At 57.1% G+C, this 23,855-nt stretch carries 23 protein-coding genes; 6 read left to right on the top strand and 17 right to left on the bottom strand.

The genetic code is table 11. The features are described 5' to 3' along the window. Positions 1–55 precede the first annotated feature (55 nt). Positions 56–592 carry a GNAT family N-acetyltransferase gene (locus AC2FPW_RS22220; protein ID WP_496815445.1) on the bottom strand — a complete coding sequence of 179 codons (537 nt, stop codon included), beginning with the start codon at positions 590–592 and terminating at the stop codon, positions 56–58. Further along, entirely contained in the window at positions 583–1,794 is a 1,212-nt protein-coding gene (locus tag AC2FPW_RS22215; protein WP_496815444.1) for a GntT/GntP/DsdX family permease, read from the bottom strand. The genes AC2FPW_RS22220 and AC2FPW_RS22215 overlap by 10 nt, the downstream gene beginning before the upstream one ends. A gap of 82 nt (positions 1,795–1,876) precedes the next feature. Here AC2FPW_RS22215 and AC2FPW_RS22210 point away from each other — a divergent pair, with 82 nt between their 5' ends. Next, complete coding sequence (locus AC2FPW_RS22210) at positions 1,877–2,770, top strand: LysR substrate-binding domain-containing protein (protein ID WP_496815443.1); 894 nt, start codon at positions 1,877–1,879, stop codon at positions 2,768–2,770. Positions 2,771–3,201: 431 nt separating this feature from the next. Here the strand turns inward: AC2FPW_RS22210 and AC2FPW_RS22205 are convergent, their stop codons facing one another. From AC2FPW_RS22205 to AC2FPW_RS22175, 7 genes are all read right to left on the bottom strand, one after another. Beyond that, complete coding sequence (locus AC2FPW_RS22205) at positions 3,202–3,942, bottom strand: outer membrane protein (RefSeq protein ID WP_496815441.1); 741 nt, start codon at positions 3,940–3,942, stop codon at positions 3,202–3,204. Between the two features lie 210 nt (positions 3,943–4,152). After that, the gene (locus AC2FPW_RS22200) at positions 4,153–4,908 is read right to left on the bottom strand and encodes an ABC transporter ATP-binding protein (RefSeq protein WP_496815440.1); all 756 of its coding nucleotides are present in this window, start codon (positions 4,906–4,908) and stop codon (positions 4,153–4,155) included. A gap of 1 nt (position 4,909) precedes the next feature. Then, entirely contained in the window at positions 4,910–5,758 is an 849-nt protein-coding gene (locus tag AC2FPW_RS22195) for an ABC transporter ATP-binding protein (RefSeq protein WP_209598734.1), read from the bottom strand. After that, positions 5,755–6,666: an ABC transporter permease gene (locus AC2FPW_RS22190; RefSeq protein ID WP_480545830.1), complete on the bottom strand. Its 912-nt coding sequence runs from the start codon at positions 6,664–6,666 to the stop codon at positions 5,755–5,757. Before AC2FPW_RS22190 ends, AC2FPW_RS22195 begins: the two co-directional genes overlap by 4 nt. Continuing rightward, positions 6,663–7,721: an ABC transporter permease gene (locus AC2FPW_RS22185; protein ID WP_480506613.1), complete on the bottom strand. Its 1,059-nt coding sequence runs from the start codon at positions 7,719–7,721 to the stop codon at positions 6,663–6,665. Before AC2FPW_RS22185 ends, AC2FPW_RS22190 begins: the two co-directional genes overlap by 4 nt. After that, positions 7,722–9,317, bottom strand: coding sequence for an ABC transporter substrate-binding protein (locus AC2FPW_RS22180; protein ID WP_480506611.1), 1,596 nt, complete (start codon positions 9,315–9,317; stop codon positions 7,722–7,724). A gap of 34 nt (positions 9,318–9,351) precedes the next feature. Next, a complete protein-coding gene (locus tag AC2FPW_RS22175; protein ID WP_480773393.1) occupies positions 9,352–10,407 on the bottom strand; it encodes a dipeptidase in 1,056 nt (351 codons plus the stop codon). A gap of 121 nt (positions 10,408–10,528) precedes the next feature. Here AC2FPW_RS22175 and AC2FPW_RS22170 point away from each other — a divergent pair, with 121 nt between their 5' ends. Together AC2FPW_RS22170 and AC2FPW_RS22165 are read left to right on the top strand one after the other, a co-directional pair. Continuing rightward, positions 10,529–11,440, top strand: a complete 912-nt coding sequence (locus tag AC2FPW_RS22170) for a LysR family transcriptional regulator (RefSeq protein ID WP_480585322.1) — start codon at positions 10,529–10,531, stop codon at positions 11,438–11,440. A gap of 296 nt (positions 11,441–11,736) precedes the next feature. Beyond that, complete coding sequence (locus tag AC2FPW_RS22165; RefSeq protein ID WP_480832432.1) at positions 11,737–12,135, top strand: cupin domain-containing protein; 399 nt, start codon at positions 11,737–11,739, stop codon at positions 12,133–12,135. Positions 12,136–12,610: 475 nt separating this feature from the next. Here AC2FPW_RS22165 and AC2FPW_RS22160 read toward each other — a convergent pair whose 3' ends face one another. Genes AC2FPW_RS22160 through AC2FPW_RS22135 form a run of 6 tightly spaced genes read right to left on the bottom strand, consistent with a single transcriptional unit; the run spans position 12,611 to position 17,972 of the window. Then, positions 12,611–14,329: an alkaline phosphatase family protein gene (locus AC2FPW_RS22160; protein WP_496815438.1), complete on the bottom strand. Its 1,719-nt coding sequence runs from the start codon at positions 14,327–14,329 to the stop codon at positions 12,611–12,613. 55 nt (positions 14,330–14,384) lie between these two features. Continuing rightward, positions 14,385–15,407: a DUF1214 domain-containing protein gene (locus AC2FPW_RS22155; RefSeq protein WP_496815436.1), complete on the bottom strand. Its 1,023-nt coding sequence runs from the start codon at positions 15,405–15,407 to the stop codon at positions 14,385–14,387. Next, positions 15,404–16,462 carry a DUF1214 domain-containing protein gene (locus AC2FPW_RS22150; protein WP_496815435.1) on the bottom strand — a complete coding sequence of 353 codons (1,059 nt, stop codon included), beginning with the start codon at positions 16,460–16,462 and terminating at the stop codon, positions 15,404–15,406. The genes AC2FPW_RS22155 and AC2FPW_RS22150 overlap by 4 nt, the downstream gene beginning before the upstream one ends. 45 nt (positions 16,463–16,507) lie before the next feature. Then, positions 16,508–17,344, bottom strand: a complete 837-nt coding sequence (locus AC2FPW_RS22145; protein ID WP_480496000.1) for a transporter family protein — start codon at positions 17,342–17,344, stop codon at positions 16,508–16,510. Further along, positions 17,341–17,721: a hypothetical protein gene (locus tag AC2FPW_RS22140; RefSeq protein WP_480495998.1), complete on the bottom strand. Its 381-nt coding sequence runs from the start codon at positions 17,719–17,721 to the stop codon at positions 17,341–17,343. Before AC2FPW_RS22140 ends, AC2FPW_RS22145 begins: the two co-directional genes overlap by 4 nt. A gap of 38 nt (positions 17,722–17,759) precedes the next feature. Then, on the bottom strand, positions 17,760–17,972 hold the full coding sequence (locus AC2FPW_RS22135; protein ID WP_257600360.1) for a YMGG-like glycine zipper-containing protein: 213 nt from the start codon (positions 17,970–17,972) through the stop codon (positions 17,760–17,762). A 157-nt stretch (positions 17,973–18,129) separates the two neighbouring features. Here AC2FPW_RS22135 and AC2FPW_RS22130 point away from each other — a divergent pair, with 157 nt between their 5' ends. After that, positions 18,130–19,152, top strand: coding sequence for a helix-turn-helix domain-containing protein (locus AC2FPW_RS22130; RefSeq protein WP_496815432.1), 1,023 nt, complete (start codon positions 18,130–18,132; stop codon positions 19,150–19,152). 686 nt (positions 19,153–19,838) lie between these two features. Here the strand turns inward: AC2FPW_RS22130 and AC2FPW_RS22125 are convergent. Further along, positions 19,839–20,681 carry an SDR family NAD(P)-dependent oxidoreductase gene (locus AC2FPW_RS22125; protein ID WP_496815430.1) on the bottom strand — a complete coding sequence of 281 codons (843 nt, stop codon included), beginning with the start codon at positions 20,679–20,681 and terminating at the stop codon, positions 19,839–19,841. Between the two features lie 37 nt (positions 20,682–20,718). Next, a complete protein-coding gene (locus AC2FPW_RS22120; RefSeq protein ID WP_496815428.1) occupies positions 20,719–21,531 on the bottom strand; it encodes an SDR family oxidoreductase in 813 nt (270 codons plus the stop codon). A gap of 161 nt (positions 21,532–21,692) precedes the next feature. Here AC2FPW_RS22120 and AC2FPW_RS22115 point away from each other — a divergent pair, with 161 nt between their 5' ends. Together AC2FPW_RS22115 and AC2FPW_RS22110 are read left to right on the top strand one after the other, a co-directional pair. After that, on the top strand, positions 21,693–22,583 hold the full coding sequence (locus tag AC2FPW_RS22115; RefSeq protein ID WP_496815427.1) for an AraC family transcriptional regulator: 891 nt from the start codon (positions 21,693–21,695) through the stop codon (positions 22,581–22,583). A 485-nt stretch (positions 22,584–23,068) separates the two neighbouring features. Further along, positions 23,069–23,782, top strand: coding sequence for a hypothetical protein (locus AC2FPW_RS22110; protein WP_496815425.1), 714 nt, complete (start codon positions 23,069–23,071; stop codon positions 23,780–23,782). Positions 23,783–23,855: the final 73 nt, after the last annotated feature.

The raw sequence follows: 23,855 nt of genomic DNA, 5'->3' as shown, positions 1-23,855 counted from the left end.
GTCCATTCAGACCTCCCTTTTGGGACTCTGAATCAGAAATCAGCTCAAATGGGAATCATAATTGTCCACGGGCCCTAACTATCTTGCTGCGTCTTTCCACCATGATCACATCACGCCATTTGCCTTCATGCGGGCCGTAGCTCATTTTCCCGAGCTTCTTTCTGGTTCCCAATATTTGGAACCCAAATTCGGCATGAAGTTTCAGGCTGACCTCATTTTCGGGGAAGATCTGTGCGACCAGTGTCCAATATCCGGCTCTCTCGGCCGTCTGGATCAGTGCTTCAAGCAACTGACGACCTACGCCTTGGCCTTTGCGATCCGCAGACACGTAGATCGAAACCTCTCCCACGCCGCGATAGACATGCTTGGCGGAGGTCGGGCTTACCCCGGCCCAACCGGCGATTCCATTGTCATCCTCGACAACCAAGGCAAGCCCACGGCCCGTCAGGAAACTAGCATTGAAACTGTCCCAGTCATGCGGTTTGGCGCGAAACGATGCATTTCCGGTTGCCAAACCTTCCGCATCAATTTTCGAAATGTCCTGGCCGTCGGTTGGGTCAGGCACACGCACGGTCAGTTGGTTCAGGTCCATAGTGCCGCCACGAACATGAGAGTTGCCAAGCCAGCCAAAGCCTGTGCTATTGCCCCGCCGGTGAGGATGAATATGGCTCGGCCTTCGCTGTGTTCGTCTGCTAATGCGTCCCGGCGCACCAGCCAATAGTAGCTGTCATTGGGCAGGATTGCGATGAAAGAGCCAAGGCAGATTGCAAAGACAGCCGCAACTTCATTTGTCCCGCTGGCCAGCACGATCGGTGCCGCCACCGGTGCAATCGCGGCAAATGTTGCCATGGACGAGCCCTGTGCAAGCTTGAATAAAACGGTTAACCCGAACAAAGCCAACAGCGTCAGAATCCCGTTGCCCTGTGGGGCAAGGCGATCCAGTGGCACGAGCCCCGTCAGCACCGCGCCAAAGGCGCTTGCGGCTCCGATGATCAAGAGCAAGGACCCAGTTCTTCGGACTGCACTGTCGAGGCAGGCGCGTCGCGCCTCAGTCGGAGTTTGCAACATGGCAAGGACGGCTGCTGATAACAATGCGCCCTTAGGCATCAAAAGAAATCCCAGGAAAGCGTTGCCTGTTTCTCCAACAAAGCTGCCGATGATAAGCAGGACAGCCAGCAGCAGAAACGGAAGAAAGGCAATCAGCAAATGGCTGGTGTTTGTGTGCTGTATGTTGCCACCTTCAGAAGAGAGGCGCCCATCAACGGCACGAACCCAGACCGCCCCTGCCGCCCAGACCGGCAGCGTCAACCCTAGGCCGCAGAGCATGAGCATCATGGGGTCTACGCCGTCCGGCCCCAATGCGCCAAGGCCAGCAGCCACGATGAGCGGGCCAGCGGGATAGAGCAGTTTGAACCCGGCATAGGCCCCGAAAGCGGTATCTAGCTTGTAGCGTCCTGCGGCGGGCGACAGGGCGGCATAGGCCGTGTCCGGACAAATCATCCCGGCACCAGCGACGGGTGACGCCAGCGCAGCGGTCCGGCCTGCCGCGTCGGAGGCCACGTTTTGCTTGGATAACGCCGCCGCCAGAGTGAACGACGGAAGCAAGATCAAGGCGAACTCACCCAAGGCCCGCCCGAACCCCAGATTGAACTCCGAAATGACCTGATCTGCACTCAGCCCGCCACCAAACCCGATGACAAGCGTCAACAGAACCATCCAGACCACCAGCGGCAGATTGGGAACAAAACGTCTTGATCCCGAGGTGACGGTGTTTGTTGAAAGCGTTTCCGACATGGCGATTTACCCTACATATTGAGTTTCAGTCATGTTAAGTTGCCAATCATCTTTTACATAATGAGAAAATCATAGGGTCATCATGCCTTCTACTCATGCAAGGCCGCCCTTGCGTTCATTGCAGGTCTTTGAAGCCGCTGCGCGATGCGGCGGCTTTACGGCCGCAGGCGAAGAACTGGGTATCACGCAAAGCGGCGTGTCCCGGCAGGTGTCCGATCTTGAGGCGGTGCTTGGTATCGCCCTCTTTGTGCGCAATGGGGCGAGGTTGTCTCTGACACCGGTTGGCGAACATCTGGCTGCACAGTTGGCCGACGCCTTTTCCCGCACATGGGCCGCCGTTGCGGATGCCAGACGGTCAGAGCAGGTTGTCACCCTGTCGATGCTGCCCTCGGTAGCCTCAAAGTGGTTTGCACCAAGGCTGGGGCTCTTTTTGGCCGCACATCCCGACATCGACCTGCGCCTGACGGCCTCGCGGCATCTGGTGGATTTTGCGTCTGAAGGGGTGGATGCGGCGATCCGCTACAGCCCGTCGCCGTCAGATCTTTTGATGGCGGAGAAACTCGGCACCGAGACAGTGAAGCCGGTTTGCTCACCAGGCTATGCCCGAGATCACGACCTGAGAACACCGAATGATCTTTACCGTGCAACGCTACTCTGCGGAGATATCCCGGAAAACTGGGCTGCCTGGTTTGAAGCTGCGGGGTGTAATCACCCACCGCCCGCTGGCCCTCGCCTCGGCGATGACGGAGCTATCTTGCAGGCGGCTGTCGAACACCAGGGGGTCGCGCTCGGGCGGTCTTTGCTCGTGGCCGACGATATCGCGGCAGGACGTCTGATCGCACCATTCATCACATCTCTCGATGCCAGCCATGCCTATTGGTTTGTTCGACCCAAAAACACCGCGCCGTCACCTGCGATTGATGCCGTCCAGGAATGGCTTGTCAGTCAGTTCAAAAGCGGGAAGCAGGAAACCTGACATTCGCGCAAACGCAGCGAAAGCTCAAATTGTCCGCATCGTTCTCCTTGAGACAAGGCGCAGCGAATGTCCGAAGACGACATCCCCTGTTCTTGATCTCCCGCCTCCAACGACCGGATTTCTTGCAGGCAAGGTCTTTTCGGTTCCGAGCCAGTAACGTGCAGTGAGAAAAATGCGGTTGCTGGCTTGGGGGACAGAGGGTTGATCTTCATGTTGTGAAATATCAATGGGTTAGGGGTGGAGAAGGTTCGATTCCGGTCCCATTCCCTCCGCCATTTACCAAAGTAAAATAATAATCATAAAAAGCAAAAGCTTATTTGAAATCAGACAGTGCGTTTCTGGACTATCGAGCGACGACACCCCTTAGAAACAACCGCGCTCAGCCGTTGTTGCAACATAGGTTAGTATCAGGGATGCGCCTGACGTTGTCTTCAGAACCTGTACGTTGCGCCCAGCAGCGGACCTGACTGGTCAAACCTGAAATCATTGCCGTTGATCTCATGATCGAAGGAAATATACCGGTAGCCGCCGCGGATCAGCCATCTGTCATTGATTTCATAATCTGCGGTCAGCAGAACTTGCCAGGTTTCGCTACCGCTCCGAAACCCGCCATAATCCACGAACCCGGTCCCTAACCATTTGTCAGAAATCCGAACTCTTGCACGGGCAGCGACGACCGGATCAGTCCAGTTGTCGTCGGTCGTCACACTTCGCCCAGCAGCGACCCCAGGTTGCAATCGGAACGTGGTTTTCGTGCTGAACCACCTGAACCCGCCTGCTAAGGCCACGCTGATCGCAGGTGTCTCATAAACATGGTAACCGACATAGCCGCTGAGAAACTGCGTGGTGGCAGAGGTATCCAAACTCGAAAACGCCGGGCCGGGAGTTGAGTTACTAAACGCCAAATCGGTGTAGTTGTAATCAGCAAGCAACAACCAGCGCCCGTTAGACGCTGAAATACTGCCCATAAACGCAAAATCCAGGTTTTCGAGAGCGTCTGAAAAACTCAACGTGCCGTCGATTGTTCCACTTGGTGTTGTAAGCGAAATATCCGTTTCGGCCATGAACAGATAAGCAGTGCCCGAAAACGACCAATCAGATTGTTGGGCTGAAACAGGCGGTGCGATCAGTAACGCAAACGCTATCGCCAAGTATTGCACCTTGCTTTTCATCGGTGACCTCGTAGCTGGAATTCATATTGCATTACTTGCATGCTTTACGGTTACACAATTTGTAGCAGTTTCCAATATCTCGATCGCTGTAGTGCCAACACGGTCCTTATCAATCAAAAGGTGCGTTCACACCGGAAATGCTAAAGGACGCTGTCGTGCGTCCCCCGAAATGATCATACGAAGAATAATCCTGCTTCCAACGAACAGTCGCTACTGGTTTGGGGCAACAGAGGCGGTCAACAATTGCTTGGAATACTCGTGGCTTGGGTTCCCCAAACGCAGTGTTTCCGAGGACATGACCTCAACAATTTCACCATTTCTCATAACCGCCAACTGCTCGCACATATGTGCGATAACCGGAAGATCGTGAGACACCATCAGATAGGTCAATCCGCGCTGTTTGCGCAGGTCAGTCAACAGGTTGAGAACCTCAGCCTGAACGCTGACATCCAAAGCTGACGTGGGTTCGTCCAAAAGCAGGATGTCCGGCTCACCTGCCAAGGCCCTTGCGATTGCCACGCGTTGTCTTTGACCGCCGGAAAGCTGGTGTGGATACCGAAACCGGAATCTTTGCCCAAGTCCGACGTCGTTGAGCAAATCGCTCACTCGTTTATCGATATCTCCAAACCCATGCAGATGAATTGTTTCACTGAGGACCTGGTCGACAGTATGTCGGGGATGTAACGATGCATACGGGTCCTGAAACACCATCTGGACGGTTCGAAAGAATGACCTGTCCCGCCGGGACCCGGATATCGCCTGACCTTCTACGCGGACTGTGCCCGACCATTGCGGTGCAAGTCCCGTTATTGCCCTCAGAATTGTCGACTTGCCGGACCCGCTTTCGCCCACAAGGCCAAAACTCTCGCCCTGCGCGACTTCAAGGTTTGCGTCTTTTACCGCATCGACCCGGTCGTGTGCATGACCAAACCAGACATTCAGATGGTTGATTTCCAGTGCCTTCATTTCAGCCCCTCACGCTCGGGGCTTCGGACCAAGACGGATCGCGTGTGAGAACACTCAGGTGGGTGCATTTTTCATCAAGGCGCGGCAGCGAGTTCAGCAGGCCCTGGGTATAGGGATGTTGAGCCTGATGCAGCTTGTCAGCCTCGCAAACCTCGACGATCCGACCTGAATACATGATGAGGACACGGTCGCAGAATTCAGACACCAGATTCAGGTCGTGGCTGATGAATATCAGGCCCATCCCCCGCTCCTTGACCAATCCATCCATGATGTTCAGCACCTGCCGCTGAACGCTGACATCAAGCGCCGAAGTTGGTTCATCGGCAATCAGTATCTTGGGATTAGGAATCAACATCATCGCAATCATAATGCGCTGCCCCATACCCCCAGACACCTCATGCGGGTACGTTCGCATCACCCGCTCAGGATCACGGATTGAGACGTTATCCAACATCTCGATAGCCATCTTCTTAGCATGGGCCTTCGAGCCGGAATTGTGCTGAAGGTATGCTTCCATGAGTTGCTCGCCAACGGTGACCACCGGGTTCAGAGAAAACTTGGGGTCCTGCATCACCATGGAGATCTGCTTCCCTCGCACCTCACGCATCTCGCGCTCGCTGAGCTTCATCAGGTCTCGGCCTTCCAAATTGATGTGTTTGGCCTCCACGATACCCGGATTTCGGATCAGGCGCAGAATGGCCCGTCCCGTCATCGACTTGCCCGAGCCGCTTTCGCCGACGATCCCCAGACGCTCGCGCCCCAGCGAAAACGACACGCCCCGCACGGCGTCAAACACGCCCTGACGGGTTGGGAAACGAACCCACAGATCTTCGATGTCGAGTAAGTTCATTGCCCACCGTCCTTTGGATCAAGCGCGTCCCGCAGCCCGTCACCCAACAGGTTGAAGGCCAGCGAAACCGTGAAAATTGCGAGCCCCGGCACCGTGGCCACCCACCAATGGTCAAGGATGAACCTTCGACCCTCGGATATCATGGCACCCCATTCCGGGCTTGGAGGTTGTGCCCCCAACCCCAGAAAACCAAGGCCGGCGGCAGCCAAAATGATCCCGGCCATATCCAGCGTGACACGCACGATCAAAGATGAGATGCAAAGCGGCCAGATATGCCGGGTGATGATGCGCAGCGGCCCGGCACCCTGAAGGCGTATCGCGTTGATATAGTCGGTTGACCGGATGGTCAGGGTTTCTGCACGCGCCATACGTGCATAGGGCGGCCACGCCGTGAGTGAGATTGCCAGAACCGCGTTTTCAATCCCTGCCCCAAGCGCCGCGACAAACGCCAACGCCAGAACAAGTCGTGGAAAAGCGAGGAAAATATCCGTGATGCGCATAAGGATCACATCCGTCCATCCCCCCACATATCCCGCAACAGTCCCGACCAGAAGCCCCGCAATCGGTGCGATGAGCGCCACAAGAGCCACGATGTACAGTGTAATTCGCGCCCCAAAGATCAGGCGTGACAGAATATCCCGCCCCAGGCTGTCGGTTCCCAACAGGTGCCCTTCAGCCCCGATGGGGAGAAGTCGGCTGGACAGGCTCTGAACAAAGGGATCGTGCGGCGCGAGAAAAGGCGCAAAGACCGCTGTCAGAACAAGGACGACAAGAATCGCCAACCCGACCATTGCCATCGAGTTTGATCGCAATGTCAGCCAGCCTTTGTAGAAGCTGGCCAATCTGGCATGGCGGCGCGAAGTCGGCTCGTCGGTCAGCAGCCACTGGCGCAAGGTCATGTCGCTCATTTCGACCTCGGATCAAAGAAACGGTAAAGAAGGTCCGAGAATATGTTCAGGCAGATAAAGATCAGCCCGACCACAACGGTTCCTCCAAGAACGGCATTCATATCGGCGCTCAGCAAAGCCGTCGTGATATAGCTGCCGATCCCCGGCCAGCTAAAGATGATCTCGGTCAGAACTGATCCTTCCAACAAGTTGGCATAGCTGAGTGCGATCACTGTGATCAGCTGCACCCGGATATTCTTGAAGGCGTGGCGCCAGATAACTTGTCTTTCAGACAGCCCTTTGACGCGGGCGGTGATGACATACTCGGCTGACAACTGTTCCAGCATGAAGGATCGGGTCATCCGGCTGATGTAGGCAAGCGAGTAGTACCCAAGCAATGCCGCGGGCAGGATGATATGGGACAACGCATTGCGGAAGACATCCCAATCCTGGGCCAAGGCACTGTCTACCAAAATCAGCCCAGTGCGTGAGGGCACTATGTCCTCGTAGAAGATATCCAGGCGGCCCGGGCCACCGACCCAGCCGAGTATCCCGTAGAAGACCAGAAGCCCCATGAGCCCCAGCCAGAAGATTGGCATTGAATACCCGACAAGCGCGACCACACGGGCGATCTGATCGATCCACGATCCGCGCTTGACTGCGGCGATCACACCAAGCGGAACACCCAGAAATATTCCAATCAGAACGCCCAAAGTCGCCAATTCCAGCGTGGCTGGGAAGACGCGGGCAATATCCTGAGAAACCGGGCGGGCATTCAGAAGTGAATCGCCAAAATCGCCGTGCAGAACATCCCAAAGGTAATATCCAAATTGAACCAACAGCGGCTTATCAAGACCAAGCTGTTGATAGACCGCATCATAAGTCGATTGCGATGCGCGTTCACCGACGATTGCCAGCACCGGGTCGATCGGCATCACGCGACCGATGATGAAGGTCACGAAAAGCAGACCCAGCATTGTAATTGCGATGGTGCCAAGAGTTTTCAGGATACTCTTGATCCAATGGATAAGAGGCGCCGAGCGGCGCCCCTCAGTTGGTCTTTCGGCCAGTGCCATTTACTTGGTCACCTGCCAATACGACGCCGATGTAATCGCCTGACCGGTTGAGAAATTCGTCACGTTTTCACGCAGGGCCGATTGCTCAATCTGCTGGAACATGATGACAAACGGCGAAGTCTCGCGGAACTCGGCCTGGATTTCCTTGTACATGTCAGCGCGTTTCGCGGTGTCGTTTTCGATAACGGCCGCGTCCGTTTTGTCGGTCAACCCGCCGGTATCCCAAGAATTCCGCCAAGCCAGCAATCCTGTGGCATTGGCTTCGTCCGAATTATCCGGGTTATAGGCAAAGGTACCTGCGTTCGTCTGCGGGTCGGGATAGTCCGGCCCCCATGCGCCAAGGTAAACATCCAGTTCCCGCGCACGATACCGCGCCAAAATTTGTTTGGCGGTCCCCACGGTGATGTTCATCGTGATGCCAACCTGACTCAGCGCATTCTGTAGCGATTGGGCGATTTCGATCCGTTCCTGCGCTTCACGCACACCTACTTCAATCTCAAGCCCGCTTACACCTGCTTCATCCAGCAGGGCCTTGGCCTTTTCCACATCAAAGCTAAACGGCGTCTCGTCAGAGGCACCGAGATAGGTTTGGGGCAGGAAATTCTGGTGGATCGTGTATTGCCCTTTCAGGAAGCTGTCGCGCATCCCTTCATAGTCAACCAGGTATTTGAACGCCTGCCGAACCTGAGGCTTGCTCAACTCGGGATGTTTCTGGCTCAGCGAAACATACATCAGGCGGCCCTTAAGCTCGTCTGCAATCTTTACGCCGGCAACAGATGAAGCGCCGGCAACATCTTCTGGATTCAGGTTGCGCGCGACATCGATATCACCACGTTCAAGCAACAGGCGCTGGCTGGCGCTTTCCTGAACGTGACGGACAACCACGCGCTCCATGGCCGGAGCACCCAAATAGAAATCGGGGTTCGACTTCAGTGTTACGCTTTCATTGGGTTTCCAGCTGACCAGGCTATAAGCACCAGATCCAGCAGTATTGGTCTTGAGCCATTCATTGCCCAAGTCGCCATCCTTGTCGTGTTCCATCACCGTCTTCTTATCGACAATGCCGCCGATGGTAGCGGTCAGACAGTTCAGAACGAAGGATGTCGCATAGGGTTTGTCCGTCGTGATCGTCAGAGTGTTGCCGTCCGCGACAATCGTTTGTTCGACATTTTCCGGCGTGAACCCAAACTGGGTCAGGATAAAGGCCGGGGTCTTGTTTAGAATGATCGCCCGACGCAGTGAAAATTCAACATCTTCTGCCGTCACCGGATTTCCGGAGTGAAAGGTCAACCCTTCCCTGATATTGAAGGTAATCGATTTGCCGTCTTCAGACACATCCCAACTTTCAGCGATGTCGGGCTGATAGCCAGCATCCAGATTGAGCGGGTCGAAGTTCACCAGCTTCTGATAGACATTCCGGCTGACATCCGAACCCGCAAACTCAAAGCTTTCGGCCGGGTCCAACGTCGTGATGTCGTCGATACGATGCGCGATAACCAGCATGTTCGGCGGCGTTTCGGCCATTGCCGAAGTCGAGGTCACGGCCAGCGCCAATCCTAGCGCCGCACCGGTAAGCAATCTGTTAAATGCGTTCATTTTGTCCTCTCTGTCATCAAGTCTTCACTAACGGTTACGAGCCCCAGGTCTTCTCAAGAACACGCAACCAGTTTTCGTGGCAGAGCTTCTTGATGAGCTCTTCGCCGTATCCATGGGTCACCATGGCATCTCTCAATCGAGGCAGCATCGAGATGTCCTTCACGTCGTCCGGCACGACCGCCCCGTCATAATCGGACCCAAGCCCGACCCGGTCTTCACCCATTATCCCGATCAGGTGGTCAAGGTGCTTCAGAACCTGCATCAACGGCACATCGGACAGCATCCGACCATCCTCACGCAGAAACGCAGTGGCAAAGTTCAACCCGACCATCCCGTCGCTTTCCGCGATGGTGCGAAGCTGATCATCGGTCAGATTTCGCGCGTGCGGACAGATGGCGTGGGCATTCGAATGCGTTGCGACCAAAGGCGCATCCGAATACCGCGCTACATCCCAGAAACCTTTTTCATTGAGGTGGGACAAATCCAACATGATACCCAGCGCGTTGCATCGCTGCACAAGCCGCAGTCCATGATCCGTCAACCCAGGGCCAGTATCTGGCCCAGATGGATATCTAAACGGCACACCATGGCCAAAAATGTTGGGTCGGCTCCACACGGGCCCAAGCGATCGCAACCCCGCCGCATGAAATACATCAAGCGAATGCAGATCTGCATCAATCGCCTCGGCGCCCTCGATGTGAAAAATGGCCGCCATCTGGCCTTGCGCCAAGCAGTCCCGGATATCCGAAACCGATCGAACCACTTTCAACGCCCCCAAACGTTCCAGTTCCAGCAGGATGGCAATCTGCCCCAGCGCTGAGGGCAGAGCATCTTCGGCATCAATATGATTGGGAAGCGGCAGGTCATAGCTGGGCCGGACCATTTCTTCCATTTTTGCATCGGCATCGATAGGCGAAGGCACCCAGACGGCAAAGAAGCCTCCGCCAAATCCACCGGCCGTGGATTTTACAGAGTCGATCGCGCCTTCGAGCCCGGTCAAGAAGCGGCCCGCTTCGGGCAGACCACCTGACGAGGCCAGTTTTGACAATACGTCGTTGTGCCCATCAATGATAAGAGGGAGGGTCCTCAAACTCGCTTTACCCAGGTTAGTGTCATCTCGACACACGCTAACAGACGTAATCGTCATGATTGTAAAAAAACTTGATGAGTTTTACTCATAGAGCTAGTCGGAATCATGCGGGCGCCCAGCAATGAAGAAACCTCGCAACTGGCATTCTTTGCCGGAATACCAGGCGCTCCGTGCGCTCATGCAGTCTGGAACAACAGCCGCTGCCGCACGACAGCTCGGCTTGTCTCAGTCCGCGGTCAGTCGCTCCGTCAGCAGCTTAGAGGATCGACTGGGCAGAACACTGTTCGAACGGGATGCAGGCAGATTGCGACCGACGCAAGAAGCCGTAAGGCTGAATATGCGATTGGATCCTTTGTTCGAGGCATTGGACAGGATCGATGGTCCGGGCGAAACTGTGCAGGAAACACTGCGCCTCGTTGCACCGCCCAGCTATGCTCATCGATACATCGTTTCCCTCATCGCCAGTTTCATTCGCGGGAATCCCGGTTTTTTCGTGAACCTTGAGGTGACAACGTCGGATATGGTCACGCTTGGCGTGCTTGAGAACCGATTTGATCTTGCCGTGACCGGGATTGAACAAAGCCGCGCTGGCATCAAACTTATACCATTTCGCGAGTCACCAGCCGTTTGCGTCATGCGACCCGAACATCCTCTGTCTGAACGCACCGTTCTGACGCCTTCAGACTTGCATGAGCAAGAGCTGATCGCACTGACATATCGACACGGGCGGCGCGGGCAGCTGGACCGGTTGCTTCATCAAGTGCGCGCTAAACCGAGGATCGTTGCCGAAGTTTCAACCTCATTCGCCGCTGCCGACATGGCGCGCGAAGGATTGGGGCTGTCTGTTATCAATCCCTTTCCCGTCTACCATTACCGATCTCCCGATCTGGCATTTGTCCGATTTGAATCTCCAATGCGGTACCGGGGCCATTTTGTGGTCTCTGATCAAAAACCGGTTCCAAGGATCGCACGGGCATTCATGCGGCATCTGCGATTGAATACCCCTCCGGACCCTTTCTCTGACCCGAGGTAATGAAATCTTTCCAAAGGTCTTCAATGGCAATACGCCATGTGACCGCCCAACAGGGAAGATTTTGGAGGAGGGTCGAGGTGCGAACCTGTCACGGCTACCTGCACAGTTTGGTATAAGTAACGTCCGCAAACGTGGTTTTCTTCGTCCTTATGTATCTCAGGCCGTATCACCCGGTATGCGGTTCGTTCATAAGGCTCGTTAGAATCTCCGCCCAAAACCCGCTTTTGATTTCCCTACGTTTCCTGGCGAAGCTGGCCTATTATTCTCTGGCTCAAATCTTAGGAAGGAATACCTAGATGGCGGATTGTGCGAAACTGCGCCCCGGCGAAACCTATTCCGGGAAACAGGGGTTCGATTACTTCGAAGGCATCGCCAGACAGACGGTAGGAAGCCAAGCTATCTGCATGCATCTGCTCACGGTCCCGCCCGGAGGGCGCGCCAGGGCGCATAAACATGAGACACATGAAACCGCGATTTATGTGATTTCCGGGTCTGCTAAGATGTATTGGGGCGACAGGCTAGAACACGTTATGGAAACGCAAGCAGGAGACCTGATCTATATACCATCAAACACTCCGCACCTTCCGTTCAACGATGGGAATGAACCCGCAGTTGCAGTTATCGCACGCACGGACCCGAACGAACAGGAAAGCGTTGTTCTGATGCCGGAACTTGAAAGCCTTGTACCAGGGTGACGCAAAATACCGTTGGGGACCAGCAGCGCAGTTTTTTCGTCCCATTTGCTTCCACAGTGCTTCCAGTGCCAAAGGCCCGAACGCAAAAAGCCTCGCGTGATGCGAGGCTAAGTGTTTGATATCTGACTAGGAAGTATTGGTTGCGGGAGCAGGATTTGGCCTTTGCCGAACGTCTGTGGAACTAAGAATCTAGTAGGCCAATTTTACGCATGCCCTAGCTGCTTGAATTAATGACCGCGTTGAGAGGGATGGCAGACCCAGAGTTGAAAAGCGCTGAAGATGTCTTGCGGATTTTCCCGCAATTGGCACGCTTGTGCCGGAAGGCTGCGGACAGCCAGAAGCAGACATGCCTAAACTGAAGTCTGGGCGGGAAGCGGTCCTTCTCTGCTACCTCGAACCCGTCAGCTCGAAAAGCTGGAAGCCGACGTTCAATCTAACCCAATCACTGTCTCCACTCTGCATCGCCGCGAGGCACCTAGTATCCGACGACTTCCCCCAGCACCTCTCCTGCGGCGCCGTCGGGTGGACGCGTGTCTGCGATGGCGGCAAGCGTCAGCGCCAGGTCGACCGTGTGCACGCGGCGCGAGACCCGCTGAGGCGCGAGGCCGAAGCCGGCAAAGGTGATGGGCACGTGAGTGTCATAGCGCCAGGGCGAGCCGTGGGTGACCGTGACCGACAGACCGTCGAAATCGTTGATGAACCAGCCGGGGCTGGTGACGAGGTAGATGTCACCCGAGCGGTCGGGGTTGTAGTTGTTGGCCACAGCCCGCATCAGCGCATTGTCGGGCAGGGCGCCAGTGCGAATGCGCGATGAGGGCACGGCGAAGGCGATGCCTTCGAAGGCCGAAAGCTCCTCTGCGATGGCGGTTTCCAGCGCGACAAGGTCGATGTCGTCGCGACTGTGCACCTCTTCCGAGAGGGTGAGGTAGGGGTGGTCATAGCCCGCTATCAGCGGATCGCTAAGGCCAAAGCGCGCGCGGATGCGATCGGCGGCGGGCTGGGTCGCCCAGTGCTCGGGGTTGACGTAGCCGCCCATCTCTCCCAGCTCGGCCAGGTATCCCGGCGCCTCGGGCGTGCCGTGATCGGCGGACAGCGCGATCAGGGTGTTCTCGAGCCCGATCTCGGCGTCGATAAAGGCGAAGAGATCGGTCAGGGTGCGGTCGAGCCGGAGCAGGTTTTCCTCGGCCTCGAGGCTGGAGGGGCCGAAGCCGTGGCCAATGTAATCGGTCGCCGAGAAGCTGACGGAGAGGTAATCGGTGACATCATCCTGCCCCAGGCCCTCGGCTGTGATCAGGGTCTTGGCGAAATCGGCGGTGATCTCGTCCCCGGCAGGGCTGAAAGTGAGCAGCGTGGGGAAATAGGGATCGTTCTTCCACGAAAGCGGATCGACGGTCGAATAGGAGTGCGGGAAGGTGCGCCCGAACCCGGCAAGATCGGTTTCCCAATCCTGATCGTCGCGATCGCCAAAAAGATAGCTATCGATGGGATGGGTCAGCTGCCACGAGGTGCCGAGATAGTTTTGCAGGAAATCCTTAGCGTTCCAATCGGTCACCCAATCCGGGTAGCCGTCGTAATAATAGCTGGAGGTGACGAATTCCCCGGCGGATTTGGAGAACCAGAACGCCTTGCCGGTGTGGCCCGCCATCGAGACGGCACCACGATCCTTGACCGAGACGCCAAAGACCTTGGCGCGGCCCTGGGTGGCGATGGACAGCTCGTCGGAAAAGGTGGTGGTCAGGATGGCGCGGGGCGAACGGCCATCGGAACTGGCGGCAAGCTGGGTGGGGTCGACCTCGGTGTTGTGGTTCACGTCCGCGCCCCGAGTGAGGAGTGGATAGTCGGCGTCCTCGACATTGTAGATAGTGCGCCCCGTGGCGCGGTCGTACCAGAGGTTGCCTACCATGCCATGGGCCGACGGATGCGCGCCGGTGGCCAGCGTGGTATGGCCGACGACGGTTTCGGTATTGGCGTGGGCGTGGTGGGCGTTGTCGTAGTAGACGCCCTGATCCATCAGATAGCGGAAGCCGCCCGGCCCGAATTGGTCGTAGTGGCGAAATGGCAGGTCGCCGCGCAGTTGATCCACAGTGATCTGGAGAATGAGGCGCGGCTTGTCCTCGGCGACTGCAGCGTTCGCCAAGGAAAACGCCAGGAACAAGATGCAACTGGCCATTTGGATAGGCTGTTTTACCAACATCGAAGGCTCCTTCCTCTCGTCGGTCGGCCCACGCGGTGCGCGGGCCGTGGCGTTATCAGTTTACGGGCAGTATATCCGGGAACACCCAACTGCCATCAAGAACCTCGGCGCGCGGCTCATAGAGCCGGACCGTGTAGTTCCAACCCGACGTGACGGGGATGCAGTTGATACGCCCGTCCTCGCAGGCCCCAAAGTGAATGGTATAGGAGCCATCTGCGTTCGGCGTGGCGGAGGTGTTGTTGTAGCTGTTCCGCCCTAGATCGTTGGGCGCGAGGAAGCCGTCGGCGTCGTAGACGGTGATCGACCAGAAAGCGTCCACCGGCACGTCTTTCAACGTCACGGCGTGGGGGGTCTCGCCGTCATTCACATCGACGGCATCGACAAAGGCGCTGGCCGTCGTGGCAGGCTGCCCTGCCCAGCCCGCCATCCCGATCAGGTGGCCCAGCGGGTCCACCTCGTCGCGACGGCCAAAGGCGATGCTGGCATCGAGGCCGACGGCAGCGGCGAGGTCGCTGATCGCCTTCCGTGCGGCCTCAAGGCTTTCAAGGTTCCAGTCTGGTGCCTCGAAAGGGCCGGTTCCGCCGCCTTCGAGGCGTATCCCGTCCTGCACGGCATGGGCGCGCGCGGCATCGTCGGGATCGCCCGCGTCGACAAAGGTGCGGAACAGGAGCATCGCGAAACGGGTTCCAACCTCGTCCTCGGTCAGTTCATAGGCACCTGGTTCGGCATAGGCGAAGTTGTAGTGGTCCTGGCTGATCACCAGCACGGATTGAAACCGTCCGTCGCCCTCGGGCAGCGTCACCGTCACCGGTTCGGACAGGTCGATGACGGCGGCCGAGTACAAGGTGTCCTGGTTGGGTCGGATGATCGGCTGCGGTTTGTCGGCGGAGGTTACTTCGCGCTCATGGGCAATCTCGCCGACGCTGGTCCCGTTGGACTGCATGGTGAGCCGGAACATCGTATCGCTCTCGGCACGCATGAGGTTCTGAATCGTGATGTCCTCGGCGAGGACTGGTGCGGGTGCGCAGAGTGCAATGGCAAGAAGAAGATATCGCATAGACTTTGTCCTTTCTGTCAATTCGCCGGCTCGACGCCCGGAAAGGTCCAGCTTCCGTCCAGCACCTCCGGCGCCGCTCGATAGAGCCGCACGGTATATTGCCACCCCTCGACAAGCGGCAAGCAGTTCACGCGCCCATCCTCGCAGCCGCCCAGATGCACGGTCGTGCTGCCGTCTTCGTTGCGCGTCCCGCTGACGGAATTGACGACATAAGCGCCCATCGCGTTCGGCGCGAAATAGCGGTTCGCATCATAGAGGCTGACCGACCAGAAATCCTTGACCGGAACCTCGGCAGGCACTTCGATCTTGTATTTCCCGACCGGCAGGTTCGGCGAGATCCCGAGATAAAGTGCCTCATCCTCGGGCAATCCGCCCCAGCCCCCGGCCGTCCCGATGAAATGCCGCACCGGATCGACATCCTCCTTCTTGCCGAACATGTGGAAACTGTTCGGCAGGTAGGCGCCGACACCGACGGCGGCCTTAACAAGCCCCATGTAGCTCTCCTGGTCATAGGGCGGGACGATGAAGGGCTCGGACGAAGCGGCCTCGATCGACATCTGGTCCTGGATCGCATGGACGGCGGCCAGGTCCGCGGGGTCGGTCGCATCCAGCAGCACGCGCAGGTAGACGGCGACATAGGGCGTGTGGAACGTGTCCATGTCGAGCGTATAGGTGCCGCCGCCGTGGAAGACCTTGTTAAGGTAGTGATCCTGGTTGATGACCATCGCCGACATATAGCGGTCGCCGACATCGGGAAGGGTGAAGGTGGCGCCCTCGCTGATATCGATGATCGCGGTGCTATAGAGCGTATCCCGGTTCGCGCTGATGGTCGTCTGATTGTCGACGGGCATCATATCGCGGAAATGATAGAACCTGTTCACGCCTCCGGCGAGGGCAACATATTTGCCGAACTCGATATCTGTCGCGGCACGGATGAAGTTGTCGACGTTAACCGGGATCTCGCGGGCGTCCACGAGGGCGTCGAGGTTGTCATCGGCGAACTGGGCCGAGGCGGGGGCGGCGCACAGGCTTGCGACAGCGGCCGCGATGGCAATGCTCTGAATTTGTTTCTTCATCGGATTTTCCTTCTCAGAAGTGTTTGGGCAGACATGCGCTTCCCGTCATCTTTGGAACACAAACTGGACCTGCAGGCGGAACCGCCAGCCCTTGGGCCCGCCGGCCGGGCTCTCAAGCCAATAGCCGGCGCCGGCCTGGAAATTGACGGGCCGCCCGGCAATGAGGGCGAGTTTCGAGACCGACGCGTTGATCGGCACAGACCAGGCGTCGGCCTTCCAGTCATAGGTTGACTCGCTCTGCAGAGAGAAAGTCCAGGCGTCTTCGGTCGAATAGGCGACGAAGGGCTGCAAGAAGGTGGCGCTGGTGGGCGTCGTGGGATTGCTTTCGACATCCCAAAGATGGTTGGCCAGGGCGCCATAGGTCCATGGGCCGGTCTGCTGAAGGGCGATGCCGGTGATGCCCGCCGCCCAGGTGTCCGTGGACACGTCGGACCCTGTCGGGATGCGGACAACGGGGCCGATTCCCCATGTCAGGTCCGTCTCGGTCGTTCGCGAATACCACGCGCTAAAGAGCACGTCGCCGATGCCGCTCTGTGACGTGCCGGGGATCACGTCCTCCTGCCAGACATAGGGGATGATCGTGCGCGTCACGATGTTCGCCCCATTGTCCAACGCAAAGGGGATCACCGGCTGCAGGTTCAGCGTCGTCCGGCTTCCCTGACCGGCGACGCCGATGTTCTGGTCATAGTTCAGCTGAAGCGGCACCGAGATGATGGCGGCCAGCGGGTTCGCAAGATCCTGCGCCAAATCAGCTGTGTCTTGCGCAGCGGCGGCAACTGGAAATAGCGTGCAGGCCGCGAGAAGACAGCGGTGCAAAAGCAGACACATAGACATCAGATACGCCTTCAGGGAAGCGTTTTTCGGGTCAGGCTGGCCGGTCATCCATCAAAGGCCGCCATCGTGTTCTTCACGGCATCATCCACCGCGCCAGCAAGAAGCCGACCGGGATCATCGTCACAGGCGTCCTCTAGCTCTTCGGTGAATTCGTCCCGGAGCTGGGCGCGCTTTGCTTCGTCGGGAACCATGGCAATCACGTCGATCTGGCGGTTGTAGAGCGAGACCGCAACCATCAGGCGGACGATTCCGGCAACCGCCTCTTCATCGTTGCTATAGGTTTCCAGCACACTTTCACAGCTGTGATGCATGTGCGGCATCGCCTCGTCGAGCATGCGCTCCATCTCTTCATCGGCCTGGGCCGCGCCTGCGAGAGTGACAAGACAGGCGGCAACGACCGCGTGTTTCAAAACAGAATTCGGCATTAAAAAACTTCCTTTCCCGACCAGTTCAGGTCCCCGGTTTATTTCGTGGCGCCTGCGATGGCGCCGACAATCGCCCCGGTCTGGACAGCGCCGCTCCCCCCAACCAGAGCTCCGACGCCAGCTCCAATGAGCGCGCCGCCGATCGTGTTCTTGGTGCGCTGTCGCCCGGCATCCGCCGACATGGGCATTGCCATAAGCAAGGCCAAGGCAACGCCGAACGTTGCGATGAGGTTCTTTCGATTCAGCCCCATTCCTCTTTTCTCCTTCTTGCTTGGTTTTTCGCCCGTCCGCCGACCTTTCCGTCACCGGTCGGTCCTGCGAGGGGACGGGGAATCTATTTTCAAGAAGGTTTCTAACATTGTCCTGCCGGTCATTTTCCGACAATATCGAGGCATGCAAAGAAATCTGGTGAACCTCATCGAAGTCGGTCACGTGATCGAATTGCTGGATCGCTACGCCCCTCGCGACATAGTCGACAGGGCGTTGCAGTCCGAGGGGCTTAACCGGGGTATGTTTCTGAAAGCTAAGGGTTTCTTGCCTTATGCATCCGAAGCCATCGTGGTCGAATCCGTTGCGCGTTCTATCGGCGACCGGCACCTGGGGGCGCGGCTTGGGCGCGACTTCGATTATGGGACCTATGGGGCCTATTCCAGCTATGTTTTGGGCGCCCCCGACCTGGCAACGGCACTTGACCGGGGACGGCGGGCGTTGTGCCTGACCCATCCTGGATCGACAATAGTGCTTCGGGAAACCCACGCGCACCTCGTTGTTGGTCGTGATTCCCGCGAGTTTTCAGTGATCGGACACAGGCATCTCGACGAAGGCGCACTGTTCGTGATCGGCCATGTGGCGCGTTATTTCCTAGGCCCCGATTGGCGACCTGACTGGGTCGAGCTCCCCGAGACCGATGCGGGTGAAGTAAAAGCTCTTGAAGAATTGACAGGGGCTCCGGTCCGCCTGGGATGCGCTGTGCCGGGCATCGCAATCCGAAGGTCCGACTTGGCCGCGCTCAATCCCGGGAGAGCCAGATCGGACCGCGACTTGTCGCTGGAGGAACTGGGAGCGCTTATGGGGGTCAAACCGGTTCAAACGATGCGAGAATCCGTCGGACAGATCATGGACATCATGCATCCTAACGTCATTCTATCGGAAGAAGCTGCGGCGCGCTTTCTGGCCGTTGGACCCAGAAGCTTGCAGCGCGCGCTGAAGACCGAAGGCGTGTCCTTCCGCAAGATTCGCGCAGAAGTGCTCCAGCGACGCGCGCTCGAACTCCTTCGCGAGACTGAATTGCCGATCGAGGCAATCGGCGCGCGCCTTGGATACGCCGAACCCAAGAGTTTCAGGCGTGCTTTCAAGCGCTGGGTCGGGGTGTCACCGATGCGATACCGGTCCGAAGGGGAGTTTCAGGAAAACAGGGAGTCAGGCGAATAGCTTGGTTTCACATTGCCGGCGGCGCCCGGTTTTCGAAGCACAGGTAGATACAAACGTCCCTCTGGCCGAATGGGAAAGCGATCCACTGTGCCAAGGAACTCGCCCCTCGACGACCTCTGCCAGGTGGGATGCCTGCGGCCCTGAAAGACGCCCCGGCAGCCGCTGAGTGGGGAGAAGCATTGGCTCAGTCCCTTCCATTCCGTAAAGATTTCCGGTTTCGCGATGAACAAACCGAGGAGGGCAGTGGCAAAGGTCATTCCTAGAACGACTACAGAGCCCTACGCATTCCAGCCCCAAGTTGATCCGGGGTTACGTTGCATGCTCCTGCTGCCTCGACGGTGTCTGGAAGAAGGTCTTAGGTATCAGGCCCTTCGTTTCGACTCGGATGCGCGGACGGTCTGTCAACTTGCCGTTCTTGAGATTTTGCGGTCGCGGCGAATGGCTGGCCCGGTGATGCCGCACCGCGGAGACTGCAAACGGGGTGAAGGTCCGGAAAGGGCCGTCCTTATCTAGGCGGCATTGGACACCGGAGGTGATGCTGCGCTTGTTCCGACGACCGCAGTGAGCCCATTTCGACCAATGCTGCGCTTGGCCTAAACGTCCGTTAGGAATTTAGAAGTGGTGTAAGCCTTGTTGTTTGGTCAACTGATTCACTGGCTCTATACTTGACCGCTCTTTGGGACCGGCTATTCCGAGGCCTCATGTGCGGCAAAGGCATCCACATAGTCAGGATGCCAGCGTGAGAGCGCCGGGCGGTTGTTGATAATGTCGCCTATGGCCCATTCAACACGTTTGCGGTCGCGCTCTTCGGACACATCATTGTCCGGGCAGAGAATATAGAATTCCCCGTCCAACATGCGCTTCAGCAGGTAGTCGATTGCCTCTTCGCTCGTCCACGCAGCGGCGGGTTTTTCAGGCATGAACTTCTCTATCATACCAGTATAGGTAAACCCCGGCACAAACAGATGGGCGGTGATATCCGCTTCGGCCTGCCGCAAATCATGCGCCAGCATTTCAGTCATGACCTTCACGGCAGCTTTGCTGGTATTGTAGGCGGGGTTTCCGGGCGGTGTGGTGATCCCCTGTTTAGACCCTGTGTTGATCACCACCGCCGGGCGTGCAGCTTCGATCATGCGCGGCAGGAAAGCATGCACGCCGTTCATGACACCAAAGAGATTGACCTTTAAAAGTTTGCGCCAGTTCTCTGCGTTTTCCCAACTGCCGGTCGGCAGTGCGATACCGGCATTGTTCATCAGGACTGCTAACTCTCCGAGCGAAAAGACCTGATCCGCCAAGGCAGTCATGGCGTCGGTGTCGGTGACATCTGTCGGAACCGCCTGAACGATTGCGGACGCGCCCGCCAGATCGCGCAATTCCGCCTCGGCTCTGTCCAAGGCCTCACCCGCCAGATCGACCAGCACAACCCCCAGACCGTCTTGTACAAATCGTTGGGCTGCGGCTTTGCCGACGCCGTTTGCCGCCCCGGTTACAACGGCCAAGCCGCCTTTTTCGATTGCTTCGCGGTACATGGATCATCCCCTCTTTCTATGAGTGATTGGGTAGCCTTCAGGGCGCCATCTTTTCCTTGAGACCACTGATGAACGTCTCGTCATCCTGTTGTTTGCGAGCGTCGAGCAGTTCTTCGGCATCAGGCCCTGCGCGAAAACGCAGGCGGTTTCCGGTCTCGTTGGCCGCATCCCAAATGACCTGCGCGACCGTTTCTGGTTCAGACGGGTTTGCGGCCAGCTTGCCAAACAGGCGTCCCATGGCTTCGGCCATTGGTGCGTAATCTGGCAGGTTCTCATCCATCGCAAAATCAAAGGAGCTGCCGCCAAAGTTGGTCCGGATCATTCCAGGCTGGACAATTCGGACACGAATGCCAAGCGGCTCTAACTCGTAATGCAGCGCCTCAGAAAGCCCTTCCACTGCGAACTTGGTGCCATGATAGAGCGCGCCAAGTGGAAAGGTGATCTGTCCTCCGATGGACGAGATATTTATGACCGTGCCTGAACGGTTCTGACGGAAATGAGGCAGAACGGCTTTTGTCACTTCCATCAACCCGAGCACGTTGGTGTCGAACTGGCGCCGGATGCGGTCCATCGAAAAGGCCTCTAACGCACCGTAGGCCCCGTAACCCGCATTGTTCAGCAAAACATCAATCTGCCCAAACCGTTCGATGCCAGCGCCCACGGCCGTTGCAATTGAGCCCGTATCCGTCACATCAAGTTGGGTCAGATGCACGTTGTCCAATGCCCCAAGATCTGTGTTGCCCGCGGGGTTGCGCATCGTGGCAACGACATTCCAACCGTTCGCCTGGAAATGCCGGGCGGTTGCCGCGCCAATACCGGATGAGGCCCCGGTGATCAGAATGGTTTTCATGATATTGCTCCGCAAGTTTATTAACACACGATAGTCATCAAAAGAGGACATATCTTTCAACTTTCTCCAGGTTTCTTGCTTAATCCTCCAAATTTTTGTATTTTCAGTAAAAACTCACTTTGCTTTTGTGCTAGCGATGTGGGCAACGACAGGAGGCAGTCATGGAACCCCGTACCCTATTGGACTATGTTCTTGCGCTGCTTGACCACACAGGCGTCGCGCAGGGTGTCCTGACGCATAAGGAAAGCGGGGCGGTTTTTCTCACCCATCCGGCGACCACCCAACATGAATCAAATGTCTACCGCCCGCTACTTTGCGCGGTGCTGCAAGGAGCCAAAGAGGTCGGGACCAGTACCAGAACGCTCACCGTGCAGGCCGGGCAGTCGCTGATCGTCAGCAACGCGCTGCCGGTTGTCTCAAGTATTACCCAGGCAACACCCGAACTCCCCTACGTCGCGCTCGTGTTCCCCCTTGATCTGGATCTCTTGCGCGCCTTGGCCGCGTCACTGCCGCAGTCATCCACCCATCGAGCGACTGATCCATTTTCGATCTGCCTCGCGGAAACCGATGACGAAATAAAAAGCACCCTGTTGCGGTATTTTCAGCAATGCGAAACCGAAGGGACGCGTCGCATGCTGGCGCCGATCACGGCGCGCGAAATCCATGCCCGACTGCTAATCGGGCAGCATGGCGGCACACTTCAAAAACTGGTGTGGCACGAAAACACGGCCAGCCGGATTTTCGCAGCAACGCACGAAATCCGGTCAGATCTAGCTAATCCCCTTGTCGTCGGAGAACTTGCCGGGCGCGTAGGTATGAGCAGTTCGGCCTTTTTTGAGCAGTTCAAGGCCGTCACGGGAACCTCGCCGCTGCAATACCAGAAAGACCTGCGCTTGCTTCATGCCCGAAATGAGCTGCAAACCACCGGCTCAAAGATCTCAGAGATTGCCTATGGGGTCGGATATGAAAGCCCCGCTCAATTCTCAAGAGAATATGCCCGAAAATTCGGACGCTCCCCTAGACAGGACCGCGTTTCCGAAACTGTCCAATAGGGCTGCTGGGATAAAGCTTAAACACAGCAACGCTTTCACGAGCCGAGGCTTTCGGCCCAATCAATCTCGGAAATCGGCCATTGGCGCAATTGCAGCTAAAAGGCGCTTTGTCCGCTGTGTGAGTCAGCACACCACCAAACTTTGCTCTTGCAGCGAACGGCGGCTCTAACGGGCCGCACCGCAGCGTCTCTATCTACGTTTGGAGGTCGGCTTTGGGCTGCAAAGCGACCGGCCACTCGGCAGGCCATGTATCCACTACAGTGCGGTGTGCAGTCTGCTACCGAAATAGCGTTAAAACCGCCTTGGACGATCAAGCATTAGCTGGAGCACAAGCTGTTCCCTTCCTGTTCTATTGTTTATGTGCAACTTTTGGAGGGGTCGACTTGCTTCAACCGGCAAGCTTCCTCAGCAATCGGTACTGCCTTGATACACGTAAGCTTTTGGATGGGCGACCAGACCCTAGAATGTGCCAAACGGAGAACAACATGAGCGCTAACGCGGACAGCGGTCTGAAGGGCAATCGAGACGTTACAGATACTGAAGGTGACTATTCGGTCTACCCGCACATGGATGGGATCAAAAGCTCGATGTCGCGGAAGCTTGGCTGCTATGGAGAACGCGGCGCTCTTTCCAAGGACATGATCGGGAGCTTGGCTGAACAGTTTGACCTGCCAACTAAGCTCGTACGCGAACTTTCTGTGCTTCTTGGGAACTGCCTCAATAACGACGACGACATCGCAATCAATCTGACTGAGGTCCAACGCTCGCAAGCGATTGAACGAGGTCAAAAGCACCTCAAGCAACTTTTGCGGAAAGCCAAAAAGAGTTCCATTGGTCCCCAAGAACTCCGGTACGCATTGGGCTCGCTTTCGACTTATTTCGCGGCGACGCCAGAAGATGGAGACCTTCTTGACCAAGTCCTCGACAAGCTTGAGACCGCAAAAACGCTTACTCAGGACGTGATGGATGACATTCGACGCATCATCGAGACACCCGGCGCGGTTGCAGAGATGTCGCCACGAGACAAGCGGTTCTCGCGCGACAAACGCCGTCAGTACATCGTCGAGAGTTGCTGCTATATCTGGAAAGATGCCGGTCGCCCCCTGACCTACACGACATATTCAGACGGTCGCCCCGGAGGACAACGGCAAGGCCCGCTCGTAAACTTTATCCAGGCTGCCGCGAGGATCATAACCTGAGCCTCCCCCACTGAACTGGTCCACCGCTATGTTTAGGAAACGGAGGACCACGAATGGCAAACAAGCGACCGAA

The sequence above is a fragment of the Ruegeria sp. SATB027 genome (genome assembly GCF_059613825.1).
Note: the sequence above shows the minus strand (reverse complement) of the source record. Positions and strands in the feature narration are given on the sequence as shown.